This window comes from Neorhodopirellula pilleata, from assembly GCF_007859915.1.
Taxonomy (GTDB): Bacteria; Planctomycetota; Planctomycetia; order Pirellulales; family Pirellulaceae; genus Rhodopirellula; species Rhodopirellula pilleata.
The window spans coordinates 625,268-640,276 of record NZ_SJPM01000001.1 but is presented as its reverse complement, the minus strand read 5'-3'; the positions used below and the strand labels follow the sequence as shown (position 1 = coordinate 640,276).

Genomic DNA, 15,009 nt, shown 5'->3' with positions numbered 1-15,009 from the left:
TTCCCTTGCCGAACATTGTTTCGATCCGCACGCTCGCTTGTAAACGATTGACGCCGATGCCGAGTCCGATAATTCCGACCGTCGCTATTAGACCTCAATCAAGCGAAGCTTGATTTGCGATTTATTTAGAAAACTCGAAAACCCTCGGCGTTTTACGCGTGTATTGCAGGTTACTAAGACTTCAATCCACGCACGCAAACGAGGGTTTCGAGTGAACGCCAAAGTACGCAAACAACTCCAACAACGCAAACGGAAACTTCGCCGGCGACTGTCAGTCGAACACGGCACATGGCAGTCGCCGATGATTCGACCAGCGACCACCAAACTGGAAATGGCCGAACGACAACAAGCCGTCGCCTGCGGCGGCATTGCCGCCATCATGCAACTGATAAAGGCCATCGGGCTTCGTGAATCGATCAATGATGCCGCTAACGTTTTCAAACTGCACCTGCCCTACGACGAAGCCGACCACGTCTTCAACATCGCGCTGAACCTGCTCGCCGGTGGAACATGTCTCGATCACATCGAACACCGCCGAAACGATGAAGCCTATCTCGATGCCGTCGGAGCAGTTCGTATCCCCGACCCCACCACTGCCGGCGACTTCTGCCGACGCTTCACCGAGCAGCAATTACGAATGGTGATGCAAGCCATCAATGACACACGCCAGCGGGTTTGGAAACAACAGGAAGACAGTTTCTTCGACGTCGCCACGATCGAGGCCGACGGCACCATGGTCGAGACTTACGGCGAAAAAAAGCAAGGCATTGGCATGAACTACAAGCGTCAGTGGGGATACCATCCGTTGGTCATCACGCTGGCGCAAACCCAAGAGGTCCTGTATCTAGTCAACCGAAGCGGCAACCGCCCCAGTCATGAGAACTCCTCGTTCTTCTTTGACTTGGCGATCCATCAATGCCGCAAAGCAGGGTTCCGAAAGATCGTTCTTCGCGGTGACACGGACTTCTCATCGACGGAGCACCTGGATCGCTGGAACGATGACGGTGTGAAGTTCATTCTCGGCTTCGACGCCAACAAAGCGTTGACCGAAATTGCCGAAAACCTCGACGAGAAGGTGTGGAAACCGCTTCAGCGAGGTTCTTTGCCAGCACCACCGGAGAAAGCACGCGTCAAGCACGACAATGCCAAGGAAGCGTTCGTGATCGCCAAAGGTTATGAGAACCAAAAGCTCCGAGCGGAATCTTACGCTGAGTTTGACTACCAACCGCACAAATGCACGCGAGCTTACCGCATGGTTGTGGTGCGAAAAGAAATCGACGTCACCAAGGGTCAGCAATTCTTGTTCTCCAAAGAGAAGTACTTCTTCTACATTACCAACGAAACGGCAGGTGACGTTCCAGCCCGTGAAGTGATCGGTGGTGCGAATCGTCGCTGCAACCAAGAGAACACGATCAGCCAGCTGAAAGCTTGCGGTGCGCTTGCGGCACCGCTGGACAACCTGACCAGCAACGGCGCCTACATGCTGTTCGCTTCGCTGGCTTGGACGTTGAAGCTGTGGAGCGGGATGTTGATTCGTGTCAAAGGCAATGAAGGTCAGAAACGAACTCGTCGCGAAGCTCGTCTGCGAGTCATCAAGATGGAATTCTGGACTTACATGAACTCTGTTATGTTGATTCCGGCGCAGGTGATCCGCACGGCCCGGCAGCGAGTCTTTCGTCTGCTGACGTACAAGCCTGGAGTCGACTTGCTTTGGACAATTCATGATCACGTCTCGATGCCGCTGCGAAGTTGACTGCACAACGCACGTTGAAGCTGAAGTCTGGATGCTTCAGTACCGCCGCAACCACCCAGCCACGAAAGACCACCGCCATGCCAATTCGATCACGAACCAAGAGCGTATATTCTTAGCCATCCTTGGCCCTTTGAGTATTGGTTTGGTGTGAGAACCTCCAATTTCTCTGAGGGCCTTTTTCGTGGCAAGATCAATTTTGAAGTGATAGGCAATCGCCTAAAGTGCAGTTTGGCATTGCACAACTATCATGCCGCATACAATCAATGCCCAAGATCCCTGGGCGGAAGCGGCAACCCGGTCACTACCGACGCTCAGACCCTTTTAGTTGGCACTGGAAACAACCGAAATGACTTGAGCTGGCTTGTTGGATTGACACCATTTATGGAACAGCAAGCAATTTGGGAGCAAATCAGTAATCCTCTGACGGTTGCCGCTGGAACATTCCAGGCCATGGGGCCAAATCCGAAGATGGACCAAAGCGATCACGCCGTCAATCGATATGAGCCGTGGTACACCGAACTTGCGGCGCTTCGATGCCCAAGTGATCCTGGTGTCGGGCTTCCCGCAAAAGGCCGAACTAACTATGCGTATTGCGCAGGTGATTCCATCCACATGGGTGACTGGGGCGCGCTGGACAACAATGAAGTGGTCGACAATACCCGCGCCATCGCAGTTAGGCATGGACAGCGAGGTTTCTTCGTACCGCGTCAGGATATTGGATTTCGCGATATTCTTGATGGGCTTTCGAACACGATTGCTGCTGGTGAGATCGTGACGGATCTTGGCGATCGTGATAAACGAACGCAGTTTGGTATTGCTCCAGGTGGCAGCACCAACGACGACGGCAGGGATTCGGTGGCAGCGGGGGGGGCGATCGCCTGCAATGGAACTGATCCGAGCCGACCTCAGTTTTGGGGAACTCAAACGACCATTATTAATGCGGAACATCGACGCGGTTATTGCTGGGCATGGGGACGGATTGGATACTGCGGTATCAATACGATACTTCCGCCGAACAAAGAGTTTTGCATGGCAACTTCGAGCCGCGGGGCTGCGGGGATTGCTCCTCCAGGAAGCCGGCACCAAGGCGGTTGTCATGTTTTGATGGGTGATGGAGCAGTGAAATTCATCACCGATTCCATTGAGGCGGGCGACAGTGGGAGCGCTCAGGTCTCCAACGCGGTTGGAGGACTCGCGGCTGGGCGTGTCAGCCCATTTGGGCTCTGGGGATCTCTTGGAACGCGGGGTGCCAGAGAGACCATCGACACTTCGTTCTAGGACGATCGCAAAGGCGCGAAGTTCAGGGCCTCAGGTTTGTCAGGAATCGCTTTCCGTCAATCGGAAAGCGTCAAACTGTTATTGTTGACAAAACGCTAGCGATCAATCCTCACCGCACAACTTGTGAACATAAAGTACTGCGGCGTCACCTCCCAACTGAACTTGGGATAGTAGCGTTTGGCTTAAAGCGACTTCCATTTCTGATTTACGCCTACCCGTTTCTCGGGGGCGGCGGATATCCTCTGCGGTGACAAGCGAACCCACGGCAGCCACAAAGCAAGCCACTAGTGAACGCACTGCAGGTGAGTTTCTTCTTGATCAAGGTTTCCAATTGATTTTTCCGAGACGGTTTTTAATATCCAGCCAGACCTCGGCGTGCTCAAAACTTCGATGGTAGAGATGGCCGTTACGTTGGGCGGGTCCGGCGGGTGGACCGAGTGGTCGATCGTATTCGGGAAACCATCGCATCCACTTCGAATTGTTGTCGGCCGCATATCCTTCATGCACGCGAAAGTAGCTGTACTTTTCTGCACAGATCAAAAACAGGGCAAGCGGATAAGTCAGGGCTGCGGCGGCAGCTTCGTCCGAGGAAACTTCCCCGTGTGCTTCGTCGATCCCCATCTCACTTCCGTTGCCCGCTCCAGATAATCCCGATGTGAAGGCAATGATCTTCCCGCTTTTCGCCGCCGTCTGAATGGATGCAATGCCTTTAGCGACATAGTCCTCGTAGCTGGTGTTGCCGACGTTGTGAAAGAAACCCTCCAAATAGGAGCCGTTGAACATGGGGAGATACTCCAGGCCACCATTGGGAAAGCGAGCGCGCAAGATATTGGCAACCATAAGTTCATCCGTGCCAATCGCCTCTCGCGTTTGCTTGATCATTTTGTGATAGCCGTCCATCGTCTCTTTCTTTTTCGTGTCACCGATGTCGCGGCGAAGATATCCCTCTTCCAAAGCTTTGATGTTTCCATCCAAGAACACGCCGTCGATTGCCGGGTCAGAGACCACGTTTTGGCAGCTTCGAACCCACCAGTCGCGGACGGCCGGGTTGGAAAGGTCATAGCTTTTCACTCGCCCGCGAACCAAATTTTCGTTGCCGTCTTTTCCGACCAAAAAAGCGTGTGGTATGGCTTTTATCTCACTGTCTGCCGCATAGTTTTCGTAGTGAACGATCACATTGCGGTAATACAATATCTTGGCATTCGGGTTGAGTTCCTTGACCGCCCGGGCCGCAACCAAGGTTCCCGCTTCAACAGACCCATGGTCTTGATGACCGGTGGCCTTTTCGAATGTGATCAACGGAAACTTCGCGAGGAAAGCGATTTCGTTTTCATCGAAGTTCGTCGCTTTGCGAACGTGCATATACAGCGGGATACGATCCCAACTGAAATCAGGGAATCGACTTTGGGTTTTGGCAGCGTCATTGGCAGACGCGGCATCCTGAACTGTGACGATCAAAGTACCGGCAAGGAGTCCAAGTAACAGTTTTCTAATCACGCGAGTGGTCTTTCAGTTGAAGTAAAAAAACAGACTGTTTTCGACAATTCTCGCTGATCGCCACCCCTTTTGAGTTAAGCCCGTCTTCGGCATCGACTTGCATGAAATCGTTTAACGGCAAGCCGTAGGCGACGACGCCCCGCAGAACAGATCGCCTGCGGCTTGCCGTTAAACGAATCGGTATGCTCGAGACGGTGGCGATTAGCGAGAAGTGTCCTGTTTTCGATGTGCGTCCGTGGACGTCACCGACGTAGCTTTTGTCGCTGGCGTAGCTGTTGTCGCTGGCGTAGATAGGGACCGTGTTGTCGACTTTCATTTTCCCTCAACGTGATCCGTCCGCGCATACTGCTGCCAAGCTTTGGCGAACTGTTCGTCCATCAGCCAGTTCGCAGTTGATTTGTCGCCTTGAAATTCGGAGTAGGGAGCGATCTTTAAGTGTTGCCGACCGCCAGCTTCGACATCGTAGTTGGCCCCTAGCCACCCGTCTTCAATCATGATCGGCTTGAGCTCACTACTTTCCCCAAGACGCACACGGATGGCTGCTTTGCAAAACTCGACGACGAACTTCCAAACGATTTCTGCATCGACCGGACCATGCCCGACACCAGCCTCCATCATCGTGCTCATGGCGGCGTTACGCGTTTGACGCATCTCTTGAACGGTCTGGTCCTGACGGGATCTGAGAAAATACTTATCCTCCGTTCCTAACATCACCATGGAAGGAATATTTTCGGTATTCGGGAATTTCAGATACTCGGTGAACCCCGGGTGAAAGGAAATCCATCCAATGCATTGCTCTGGTCGCTGGGAGGGCCAGCAGGCGGCAAACCCGGTGCCATTGGAATGCCCAAATGTGAGTATCGGAGCATCCACCAGTTCAGTGTGTCCCGAGAGCTCCGCGAGTTTTTTCACATGCATATCCGTGAGGCTCACGTCCGTGAGGCCTCGTTGCACTGGATCTCCATACATGCTGACGAGAGCGACCTTCTGTTCTTGTGCGAATTTCTGCAAGATGGGGTGTGTGATATTTCCGATTCCATGACGAGTTAGATAGAACGCAGCCCTCACCTTATCTACAGACGCGGGAATATAGACATGAAATTCGGCATCACCGCTCGACTCTTTCCCAACTGCGTTGAACGTGTTCATTGGCGTGGTAAAACCCACGATGTTTTTCTCGATGGGCTTTGGCTCAAGCTTGACCACGAGTGGTTTTGAATTGAAGAAAAAGTCAATCGATGTGATTCGGATCGTCTTAACAAGATGACCTTCTTTCTCGAATGTTAATGCGGCGATGATTCCGCGTTTGTTTGGTTTGAGTTTCTCACTCCACAAAAATGCGACGGCGAAATCACCATTGGGATCCGTACTGGTCTGACCGCCAATCGGCCTCATCGAGACATTCACATCATTGAGCCAATTGTCGTCCGTATCCATCACCTTACCGGTGACGAAAATCTTTTGCCCAGGTTTCAAATTTGCTTTGCTAGGACTCTCGGCGAAGACGGGCAGCGCTACCAGCATGGACATGATCAAAAGACCTGCTTTGACGTTCTTCATTGCTTTTCTTTTGATCGTGGATAATCCGCTTTGGCGAGCGTTGTCATGGGGTCATTCATCTCATCCATGAGCTTTTCTAGCATTGTGGTGAGCTGATTCAGCTTTCCGGCGTGTTCCGGATTCCCCGCGAGGTCGTTCATCTCGAGTGGGTCATTCTCTACGTGGAAGAGCTTTACTTTTTTCAATAGGGGGTAGGCGATCAGTTTCCAGTCGCCGCTCAGGATCATGCGCTGCGAGTTGATGTAAGCGCCATAGATGTTGTCGTAGCTTTGTTTGGCTCGTCCATCGAGCAATGGAAGCACGCTTTTGTAGTCGATAGTATCCGGCACGGCCTGGCCGCTGATTTCCAACGCAGTCGCCATTGCATCTTGAATGTAGATGGGCGCATCAATCTTGATACCAGGCTTCACGCCTGGACCCCAAACGATGAACGGCACTCGCATCGCTGGTTCATACATGTTTTGCTTTCCAACCAGTCCATGATGGCCTACTGAAAGCCCGTGATCGGAACTGAAGATGATCCAAGTGTTGTCGGCCTTTCCACTCTTCTCTAGTGCATCGAGAATCCGCCCGATCTGTGAGTCCATGTGCGTGATGCTAGCGTAATATTCTTGCCGGTTGACTTTCACAGCGTACTCCGTCCGCGGGAACGGTATCAGCTTTTCATCACGAATGATTGGCACACCCTTGTCGCCCTGGTCGGGATACTGTGGGATAAAGTTTTCCGGCACTTTGATCCGGCTCAGCGGATACATGTCGATGAATTCTTTCGGAGCCTGTCGCGGATCGTGCGGTGCATTGAAACCGACATACATGAAGAACGGTTTTTCGCTATCAGCTGTCTCCTCGACATAAGTGACGCTCTCATCGGCCAGCACTTCGCTCCAGTGTTTTCCACCTTCCCAAAATCCGCCTTGTGCCTTGTCCCATGGCTTCCAGCCGGTTTCGTAGTCGGCTTGGTCCTTGGGACGGTTGTATCCTGCCGGCTTCTGATTCGGCATCCCGGCGCGAATCGTTCCCGTGCGGTCAAACACTTTCGGCGCACTCATCCCGCCCACATGCCACTTTCCGCTCATGTAGGTTTCGTATCCCTGACTGGAGAGCAATTGTGACCAGGATTTCCGTTTACCCTGTGAACATTCACGAGTTGCCTCTTGGGCGTTCCACAAAAAGCGGCCCGTATTTAGACAAGCGCGACTCGACATACACACCGCTCCGCTCCACGACCCCATGTTGTAGGCATGGCTAAAGCTCGCTCCCTCTCTGGCCAGCCGATCCAAGTTCGGCGTGTCGATGTCCGTCAATCCGTGAGCCCCGATCGTTTCAAAGCACTGGTCATCTGAAAAGATAAACAGGATGTTGGGTTTGTCAGCGGCTTGCAAACGAGTTGCTACGAGGAGCAAACTTAGCAGAAAAAAAAGTCTTGTGTTCATCGTTGGTTACTGCTTCCGGGCTTCGAGTTCGTTGGTTTGACATAACCGAGCGAACGTTGGAAATTGATGGATTGGTTCATGGTCTCGTCGAAATTCTTGTTCGCCTTTGAGCCTCCATCTTCGCGATGGTTGAAGAATCCATGGCCCTGACCTTCGTAGATAAACAGATCGCAGCGTCCCCCCTCTTTCGCTTCCATCCGTTCATTGTATTCCTTGGCGGTTGCCACCGGCACATGCTTGTCCTGATCGCCGAACAACGCGATGGTCGGCGGTGTCTGGTCATCAATGTTATGCGTGGGCGAGATCTGTTCCCAGTAATCGGAAACGCGTTCGTGACCGTATTCGCCGGGGCCATTGTCGAACACTGGATTGAACAGAACCAAGGCACTCGGTCGTGAGCTGACTTTCAGATCATCGGTCTCTTCGTCGAAGGAGACGTTCGTTCCGACTGCCGCCGCGACATGCCCGCCTGCCGAGGCACCGCCCGCGATAATCTTATCTGGATCAATGCCCATAAAGTCTCTCGGGCTGCCCACCGGACCAGCCACCGCCGAAGAACAGCACGATCACTGGCGCACGATCGTTGGCTTGATGCCCTTCAGGCTCGAGAATGTGCAACTTCAGTTCGATATCGCCGACTTCTTTGTAGGTCGTTAATCGGGTAGGCGTGTAGATGCTCTGGCCTTTTTCCCTCGTTGAGTTTTCATCTGGGTAGGCGACGTGAGTCCAGGCGAGGCATAACAACGCCAGCAGAACTGCAGTCATCGGTTCGGTGAACTGATTGATCATGACATTTTATCTCCTGCGGTTTATCAATAGTTGATCTGGGATTCAGCGGTCGGATTGCCGCTTGGCGTATTCCACCAATGGTCGGGACCTTCTTTTTCGATAGCCTGCCAAACTTCCATCAATTGCTTCCTCATCTGTGCCGTCTTTTCCGGCATCGCCTTGGCAAGGTCGGTCGTTTCCTTCCAGTCTTTTTCAATCTCGTAGAGCTGAAACTGGGTGAGGGTGGAATCCCCCACGATTTTCCAGTCACCGATCCGCATCGCGACACGATCTTCAGGTCGCGATACATGCGTTCGCCAGAACAACGGAATGGGGCGTTCGACGGGTTCGCCAGCCAACGCGGGAAGCATGTTCACGCCGTCAATCGTTCGGTCGGCGGGAAGGGGAATGCCAGTAATGTTGAGCACGGTTGTAAAGAAGTCAGTGCCAACGACCGGGATGGAACTGGTTGAACCGGGCTGAATGTGTCCCGGCCAGACGACGATGCCGGGTACGCGAATACCGCCTTCATGGTCGCTGCGTTTACCGCCGCGCAAACCGCCGGTCGAGCCTCCATTTCTGGCAACGGGACCATTGTCCGAGGTAAAGAAGAATAGCGTTTCCTTGCTGACATCTTGCCTGTCGAGCGTGTCGAGCACTTGGCCGACCGCGTCATCAAGTTGGCTGATGTTGCCCATGTAGGTGCTGTTATCGTGGTCGACATAGAGACCCTCGAACCTCGGGTCCGTGGCGATCGGCGAATGAGGTTCGTGAACCCAGACTGACAAAGCAAACGGTTTGGACTTGTCGCGAATCTCAGTTAGCCAACGGGTCGCTTCCGTAGCTACCACCTGCGCCGAGTATCCTTTTTGTTCACCCAGGGGAGTTCCGTTGAGAACGAAGTTGTCCGCGTCCTTGTGACTCGGATTCGCATTGTTGTGAGTCGCCATCCAGTGGTCATAACCATGATCGCTCGGCTGCGGAAACTCGGTCGTATTGAACTGGGGCAGAGAATTGAGATGCCACTTGCCAACGTGGCAGGTCTCATAGCCGATCGACTTGAGTAGCTTGGGGTAAGTGATTTCGCTAACGCGTAAATGTTCCTCGCCATTGCCGGAGAGGTGCCGCCAGACGCCATTGCGATAGGGATGGCGGCCGGTCAGGATCGCCGATCGTGAAGGCGAGCAGACGGCGCAGGCGGAATAGCACTGCGTCAGCTTGACACCACGGGAGGCCAGCTTGTCCAAATTCGGCGTCTGGATCAGTTCATGTCCGTAGGTTCCTGAATCGCCCCATCCCATGTCGTCGGCGAGAAAGACAACGATGTTGGGCCGTTCGGGCTTTCCGTCGACAACTGCGGCAGAAGCGACTTTGGGCTGGGCCTCGGTTTCGGCTTTCATTGCGGATGCCGCAGGGGGCTTGTCGGAAACCTTCTCTGAAATCTTTTCTTGTGCTCTCCTCGCAACTCGTTCTTTGCGTCTCTCGAGTAACTTTTCGCGGTCGATCGCGGGGCTGGCTTCCGACTCCTTTTTGGGATTTTGCGCTCGTGTTTCCTCCCCGCTTTGCAGAGCCTTTGTGGTTTCCGCCTGACCAAATTGCTCTTCGTAACGTTCTCGAAAGGTGAAGTGATTGAACCCCATGGTGTCTTCGTTCACCATCATCGGTTGCACATCGTCCCACCATTGGTGTGTGAGCGTTCGTTGCGGCCATGCGGCTTGCGGATTGTTCAGCAGCGGCATCAAGCTGAATCCGTTGACCTGCTGCTTCGCTTTGGGTGAAAGTGACGCCCCGACGATCTCGGTCAGCGCTGGATCAATGTCGATGATCGACGTGAGTGCATCGCACTGAGCATTCGCCAGGAAACCGCCCGCAGGCCAGCGGAGGAAGGCGGGCGAACGGGTGCCGCCTTGATAGGGTGTGTTTTTGCCGCATTTCATCCCTGCGTTGAATAGATTGCCGAGACAGGCATAGTCGCCATAGCCCGCGTCGTCGGGCATGACGAAGATGATGTTGGGTTTGTCGGCAGCCTGCAGTGCCGAGGCAACAAGGAGCAAACTAAGTAGCGATAGTAGGTTTCGGTTCATCGTTTGTTATTCATTTTGAGCTGCGAGTTCATTGGTGGTCTGCGAGTTTCGCTACGAAAACCACAATTCAGTTGCATATAATCCGGAAACCGCTCACCAACGTTTCCTGCGGGGTGTTTGGCAACTGGATAGTTAGACCTGATGCGTTTCGGTTCCACTTGATTTCTTCATCACTGCCCATCAGTGAGACGTTGGCAATCTCTTGATCGAGCAGTCCGCCGGTCGCGAGTGTCTTGATGATGATATCCTTGGTCGGCTTGGTCAACACAAAGACGTAGAGCTTGCCGTTTTTCGTTGTGAAACGAATGTCTTCTTGGGAGAATGGCTGATGGTTTTCAACGTCTCGGTCATCTTGAGTTGCCTTCCAGTCTCGCCGTCGTTTGGCCCATACATCCGGCGACCGTAATGCGAGCCGTCGTTGGGACGATTCTCATCAATCGCGGATGAAATCCCCCAGTGAAACCAGACGCCAAGTTTTCCATCCACAAACCATTGGGGAACCTGATAATATTCGGCCATCGATTCCCAAGTCGGCTCAATCCTCGGCTCCGCCGACGGTTGAATCTCCTGGCCGGATGCAACGGTTGCCAGCATCCACAACCAAATGCAAGTCTTTGAATGATTCATCGATGGTTTCACTAATTTAAAAGGTGTGAAGAAGATCAAACGCATCGGCATGAATCGGATTGCCTTCAGGCTTTCCGACCATCAAGTCGCGAGCGATCAAGGACATCTTCACGCTGTCGGACCATTCGCTGTCTATTTGCTCGCGAGAACGCTTGGTGCTGTCACTGTTGTAGTCTTTCCCTTCGGGGCAGTTTTCCTTGGCCCAGGCGAGCGCCTTTTCGTACTCCGCTTGATCGAATTGGCCTTTGTTCATTCGCCCCACAAACTCAGTCATGTCGATGTCTTCGACTCGCATGCCAACACGCCGCGCCAAGTTCATCGTTTGATGTTCGAGCGATTCACGTACACCGCCCAGGCGTCCGTCAATGGTCGGGCGAATGCCAATCTTAGGAAGTTCACCTTTCCAAACGGTAGGCGACGATTGATGCATATTCATGTTTGAGCTTGATGGAAAATTCAGAACTGGAAAGATATTAAAACGGAGGTTCACCTGGAACCTCGGGTTTTATTTGCTCTATCGGGCGATGCTCACGCTGGGGAGGCTACACTTTTTCGTGGGGCGAAGTGGACCAGAAACCCAAAGACTGCGATCACGATGCCTGGTTGAACTTGGTTGCCTGGTTGAATCAACAAGGGTCATGGGCGATTCCGGTAACCTTGGTGCGAGGCTTCACAAGAACCACGATAGGGAATAGAATACGCCACACCCAAAATCGATAAAGACAAAAAATATCTCTCGCCATCATGAAAGCGATAGCGATTTGCGACATCGCAATAATATTTTGCGTCATGAGGAATTCTAGGCGTTACTCGTGAATCCTAAATCTCGTCCCCAGATCGCTCTGCTCGTTGAGGCATCGCGAGCCTACGGACGCGAATTGCTTCGCGGAGTCGCGTACTTCGCACGTACTCAGGTCAATTGGTCGCTACTGCATCAAGAGATGATGTTGGACTCTGCGATACCAGATTGGATGACGAGTTCGCGGATCGACGGCGTGATTGCCCGCGTCGATTCGCACACTATCGAACCACTTCGCAAGTTGAGAGTGCCGATAGTTGACGTTCGGTGCAATCGAGTGTTCGCGGGAGTTCCCCAAGTCGAGACGGACAATCGATTGGTAGCTGAACTTGCTTTCAAGCACCTTTGGAATCGCGGGTTTCGTCGTTTTGCTTTTTGTGGATTTCGCTCGGCAGCGTACTCTGAAGCCCGACTGCAATTCTTTCGTGAACTGGTCACGCTCGCATCATGCCCGTTTACGCACTATGAGTCCAAAGGCAAACCCGGTGATACACTGACGAGCTTGGAGTACGCTGGAATGATGGATATCGAGTCGGTGTCGAAATGGCTTTCTAAACTTGAACGGCCGACGGGCTTATTTGTTTGCAACGACATTCGTGGCCAGCAAGTGCTCAATGCGTGTCGCACGGCGAATATCGCGGTACCCGATGATATCGGGGTGATTGGTGTTGATGACGATGATGCCATTTGTTTGTTGTGCGATCCACCGCTATCGAGTGTGAAACCCGATGCCGAGCGAGTTGGGTATCGGGCAGCAGAAGTTTTGCACGAGATGCACTCGGGTTACCTACCCGAGGCGAGCGTTGAGTACATCGCCCCCAAATCAGTTTCAGAGCGATTGTCCACCAACGTGGTTGCTGTCGAGGACGTCGAATTGGCGAACGTGTGCCGCTACATTCGTCAACATGCCTGTGACGGAGTTAACGTCGGTGACGTGGCTCAGTACTCATCACTATCAAGACGACAGCTGGAAAGGCGATTTCATAAGGTGCTGGGGCGAACGCCACATGAGCAGATCACGTTGACACAAATTGAGCGAGTCAAGCAACTGCTCCGCGAAACCGACATGACACTCGAGCAAATCGCGCCCAAGGCAGGCTATAGTCACAAAGAAAGCCTGAGCGCTGTTTTCAAACGAGAAACCAGTCTTACCCCGGGTGAATACCGCACCCAAAACCGCAAGTTCGGAAACTGAGCCGGTTCAGCGACTTGATCAGTAGCATGACGCCTGCTAGCCGTAGGTGTGTCTCGACCGATGATCGCTTGAAGACGGGTTCCATGAACAAATGCCGGAGTTTAGGTGCTCGTTGACCCGAGCCTGTGTCCGCTCGTCCTCCTGATGAACGACCACGCCCGCCTCCTCGCCAATCATGGCAATGATGCGGCCGACTCGCTCTTTGGTAAGCCGATCTGAAAGTGGAGCGGTTATGATGTTCGATTACTTCGTGACCGGTGGCTTTGTTCTCAAACATTGATTCTCATTGCTCAACCTTTGGACTTAACGCGACGGGTCAAATTGAAAGAGCGGTTTAACCTCTGGAGGCATCGGGCTGGCGTTCTCGTCTCGATACTTTGAGAAGCACTCGGGATCAGGCGTCTCCGGAAGCGTTGCGTGCCAGGTTTGAAGCTTTCTTAACAGCTCGCTGGCGATGTCAGGGTGAGACGACTTCAGATCGTTCTTTTCCAAGGGATCGTCATTGACGTCGTACAGTTCGAGCACTTCGAATTTCACGTTCACCAGCAGTCGCCATTTTCCATCCAGGATCGAGTAGAGGGGGCCATTGCCGCCGGTGCCTTTCCAGAACAGAGGCTTTTTGCGAATGGGAGCATGCGTTCCTTGCAAGGTTGCTAATTGACTTGTGCCGTCGGGCTGGTATCGCTCGGAGAGAACTGCACCAGCGATCTCGCAGAAAGTTGGTAACAGATCGACGGCAGAGATCCACGACACGTCGTCGATCGCACCGGCTTTGATCTTTCCAGGCCAGCGAGCGATAAACGGGACGCCTAGTCCGCCCTGCAGGATCGAACCCTTGCGTCCGTTGCGACCGCCGGTCGTCCCAACGGAGGCGCCGCCATCGAATCCATCGCCGGTGGCGGAATCGTACATCGTTTTAAGCTTGTTCCCTCTACCGCTGCCCGCAGGTCCATTGTCTGAGCTGAAAATCACCAGCGTCTTGTCGGACAACATAAACCGATCCAGGGCATCCAGTACTTCACCGATCCGATCATCCGCGTGTGAGAGCACGGACGCGTAAACATTGTCTGGATCATCTAGTTCAGAAAATCGGCGACGGTACTCCGGCAACGTGTGGAATGGCGTGTGCGGTTCGTGCATCCACAAGTTAATGAAGAATGGCTTCTTCGCTGCCGCGCTCTTTTCGATGAACGCGATCGCACGAGCAGCATCCTCATGCACCGGCATTTGTTCACCGGCGCAGTTGAACGCCCCATACTCGTCGTATCCGTAGTCCTTCGGCAATGGCGAATCAGGGATCATATTGTTGGCAAGATGCCATTTGCCGAAGTGTGCCGTCGCATAACCCGCCGACTGTAACATCTTTGGAAGCGTTGAAGTGTTTGGGTTCAGCCAGTCGGGCATTCCGCGTTTGGCGTTGCTCGGCACCCAGGCGAAATGGCCATCGATATTATACCGTGCTGGAAAATGACCAGTCATCACTGCGGTGCGACTCGGTGAACAGACACCGCTTGCGACCGTGAAGCGATGGAAATCGGTCCCTTCTTTCGCAAGCCGATCTAGGTTCGGCGTCTTCAGGTAGGGATGCCCGTGACAGCCGAGGTCACCCCATCCCCAGTCATCAGCAAAAATGAACAGGATGTTAGGCTTGTCGGCACCTTCTGAAACTTCGGCACGCTCTGCAGCATAGGTCGCAAAGGTCGTCAACAGGAGTACGCTTAGCACATGAGCGAGTGACGTGGTTTTCACGGGAATTCTTTGAGAGGGAAAGGAGATTGGACATTTGCCGTGTGAACTATCATCATCACGTTGGCAAGCGATGTTAGTCTGAAGATCTGTCCGACACCGCGGTAGTCCCCGGCACGGATCGTGCTTTCCAAGGCAATGCCATGTCGTCTCCTTCAAGCATATCGAAACTTCATCGTCGCGGATTTCCCAAAATGGTTTCGTCGTCGGCGTTCCGTCTACCGCCGATTGCTCGCCGGTCCCGTCCAAAGCCGCAGGGACGGAATTGA

14 protein-coding genes are annotated in these 15,009 nt (G+C 53.2%); 3 read left to right on the top strand and 11 right to left on the bottom strand.

What is annotated here, in order from left to right; all coding sequences use genetic code 11:
- Window positions 1-211: 211 nt before the first annotated feature.
- Both Pla100_RS02170 and Pla100_RS02165 read left to right on the top strand, forming a co-directional pair.
- Complete coding sequence (locus Pla100_RS02170; RefSeq protein WP_146576017.1) at window positions 212-1,753, top strand: IS1380 family transposase; 1,542 nt, start codon at window positions 212-214, stop codon at window positions 1,751-1,753.
- 147 nt (window positions 1,754-1,900) lie between these two features.
- Window positions 1,901-3,031 carry a DUF1559 domain-containing protein gene (locus tag Pla100_RS02165; protein WP_315853430.1) on the top strand — a complete coding sequence of 377 codons (1,131 nt, stop codon included), beginning with the start codon at window positions 1,901-1,903 and terminating at the stop codon, window positions 3,029-3,031.
- A 318-nt stretch (window positions 3,032-3,349) separates the two neighbouring features.
- On the opposite strand, the gene Pla100_RS02160 is transcribed toward Pla100_RS02165, so the two are convergent.
- The 10 genes from Pla100_RS02160 to Pla100_RS02115 all read right to left on the bottom strand — a co-directional run bounded on the left by Pla100_RS02160 (window position 3,350) and on the right by Pla100_RS02115 (window position 11,436).
- Window positions 3,350-4,528 carry a putative glycoside hydrolase gene (locus tag Pla100_RS02160; RefSeq protein ID WP_146576015.1) on the bottom strand — a complete coding sequence of 393 codons (1,179 nt, stop codon included), beginning with the start codon at window positions 4,526-4,528 and terminating at the stop codon, window positions 3,350-3,352.
- Entirely contained in the window at window positions 4,521-4,844 is a 324-nt protein-coding gene (locus tag Pla100_RS02155; protein WP_146576014.1) for a hypothetical protein, read from the bottom strand. Before Pla100_RS02155 ends, Pla100_RS02160 begins: the two co-directional genes overlap by 8 nt.
- Window positions 4,841-6,088 (bottom strand): hypothetical protein, encoded by a 1,248-nt coding sequence (locus tag Pla100_RS02150; RefSeq protein ID WP_146576013.1) that lies wholly within the window; start codon window positions 6,086-6,088, stop codon window positions 4,841-4,843. The genes Pla100_RS02155 and Pla100_RS02150 overlap by 4 nt, the downstream gene beginning before the upstream one ends.
- Window positions 6,085-7,521, bottom strand: a complete 1,437-nt coding sequence (locus Pla100_RS02145) for a sulfatase-like hydrolase/transferase (protein ID WP_146576012.1) — start codon at window positions 7,519-7,521, stop codon at window positions 6,085-6,087. The genes Pla100_RS02150 and Pla100_RS02145 overlap by 4 nt, the downstream gene beginning before the upstream one ends.
- On the bottom strand, window positions 7,518-8,036 hold the full coding sequence (locus Pla100_RS02140) for an alpha/beta hydrolase (RefSeq protein ID WP_146576011.1): 519 nt from the start codon (window positions 8,034-8,036) through the stop codon (window positions 7,518-7,520). The genes Pla100_RS02145 and Pla100_RS02140 overlap by 4 nt, the downstream gene beginning before the upstream one ends.
- Complete coding sequence (locus Pla100_RS02135) at window positions 8,026-8,310, bottom strand: hypothetical protein (protein WP_146576010.1); 285 nt, start codon at window positions 8,308-8,310, stop codon at window positions 8,026-8,028. Before Pla100_RS02135 ends, Pla100_RS02140 begins: the two co-directional genes overlap by 11 nt.
- 23 nt (window positions 8,311-8,333) lie before the next feature.
- Window positions 8,334-10,373 (bottom strand): sulfatase-like hydrolase/transferase, encoded by a 2,040-nt coding sequence (locus Pla100_RS02130; protein ID WP_231602579.1) that lies wholly within the window; start codon window positions 10,371-10,373, stop codon window positions 8,334-8,336.
- A 67-nt stretch (window positions 10,374-10,440) separates the two neighbouring features.
- Window positions 10,441-10,638, bottom strand: a complete 198-nt coding sequence (locus Pla100_RS02125) for a hypothetical protein (RefSeq protein ID WP_231602577.1) — start codon at window positions 10,636-10,638, stop codon at window positions 10,441-10,443.
- Entirely contained in the window at window positions 10,635-11,000 is a 366-nt protein-coding gene (locus tag Pla100_RS02120) for an alpha-L-fucosidase (protein WP_146576008.1), read from the bottom strand. Before Pla100_RS02120 ends, Pla100_RS02125 begins: the two co-directional genes overlap by 4 nt.
- Window positions 11,001-11,016: 16 nt before the next feature.
- Window positions 11,017-11,436, bottom strand: coding sequence for a hypothetical protein (locus Pla100_RS02115; RefSeq protein WP_231602576.1), 420 nt, complete (start codon window positions 11,434-11,436; stop codon window positions 11,017-11,019).
- Between the two features lie 376 nt (window positions 11,437-11,812).
- On the opposite strand from Pla100_RS02115, the gene Pla100_RS02110 reads away from it, so the two are divergent.
- A complete protein-coding gene (locus Pla100_RS02110) occupies window positions 11,813-12,994 on the top strand; it encodes an AraC family transcriptional regulator (RefSeq protein ID WP_146576007.1) in 1,182 nt (393 codons plus the stop codon).
- A 303-nt stretch (window positions 12,995-13,297) separates the two neighbouring features.
- On the opposite strand, the gene Pla100_RS02105 is transcribed toward Pla100_RS02110, so the two are convergent.
- Window positions 13,298-14,719, bottom strand: coding sequence for a sulfatase family protein (locus Pla100_RS02105; RefSeq protein WP_390620554.1), 1,422 nt, complete (start codon window positions 14,717-14,719; stop codon window positions 13,298-13,300).
- Between the last annotated feature and the right edge of the window lie 290 nt (window positions 14,720-15,009).

Coding starts and splice junctions, on each gene's coding strand:
- Pla100_RS02115 (WP_231602576.1), bottom strand. CDS start 11,436: ATGAATATGCATCAATCGTCGCCTACCGTTTGGAAAGGTGAACTTCCT.
- Pla100_RS02140 (WP_146576011.1), bottom strand. CDS start 8,036: ATGGGCATTGATCCAGATAAGATTATCGCGGGCGGTGCCTCGGCAGGC.
- Pla100_RS02135 (WP_146576010.1), bottom strand. CDS start 8,310: ATGATCAATCAGTTCACCGAACCGATGACTGCAGTTCTGCTGGCGTTG.
- Pla100_RS02150 (WP_146576013.1), bottom strand. CDS start 6,088: ATGAAGAACGTCAAAGCAGGTCTTTTGATCATGTCCATGCTGGTAGCG.
- Pla100_RS02145 (WP_146576012.1), bottom strand. CDS start 7,521: ATGAACACAAGACTTTTTTTTCTGCTAAGTTTGCTCCTCGTAGCAACT.
- Pla100_RS02130 (WP_231602579.1), bottom strand. CDS start 10,373: ATGAACCGAAACCTACTATCGCTACTTAGTTTGCTCCTTGTTGCCTCG.
- Pla100_RS02120 (WP_146576008.1), bottom strand. CDS start 11,000: ATGAATCATTCAAAGACTTGCATTTGGTTGTGGATGCTGGCAACCGTT.
- Pla100_RS02155 (WP_146576014.1), bottom strand. CDS start 4,844: ATGAAAGTCGACAACACGGTCCCTATCTACGCCAGCGACAACAGCTAC.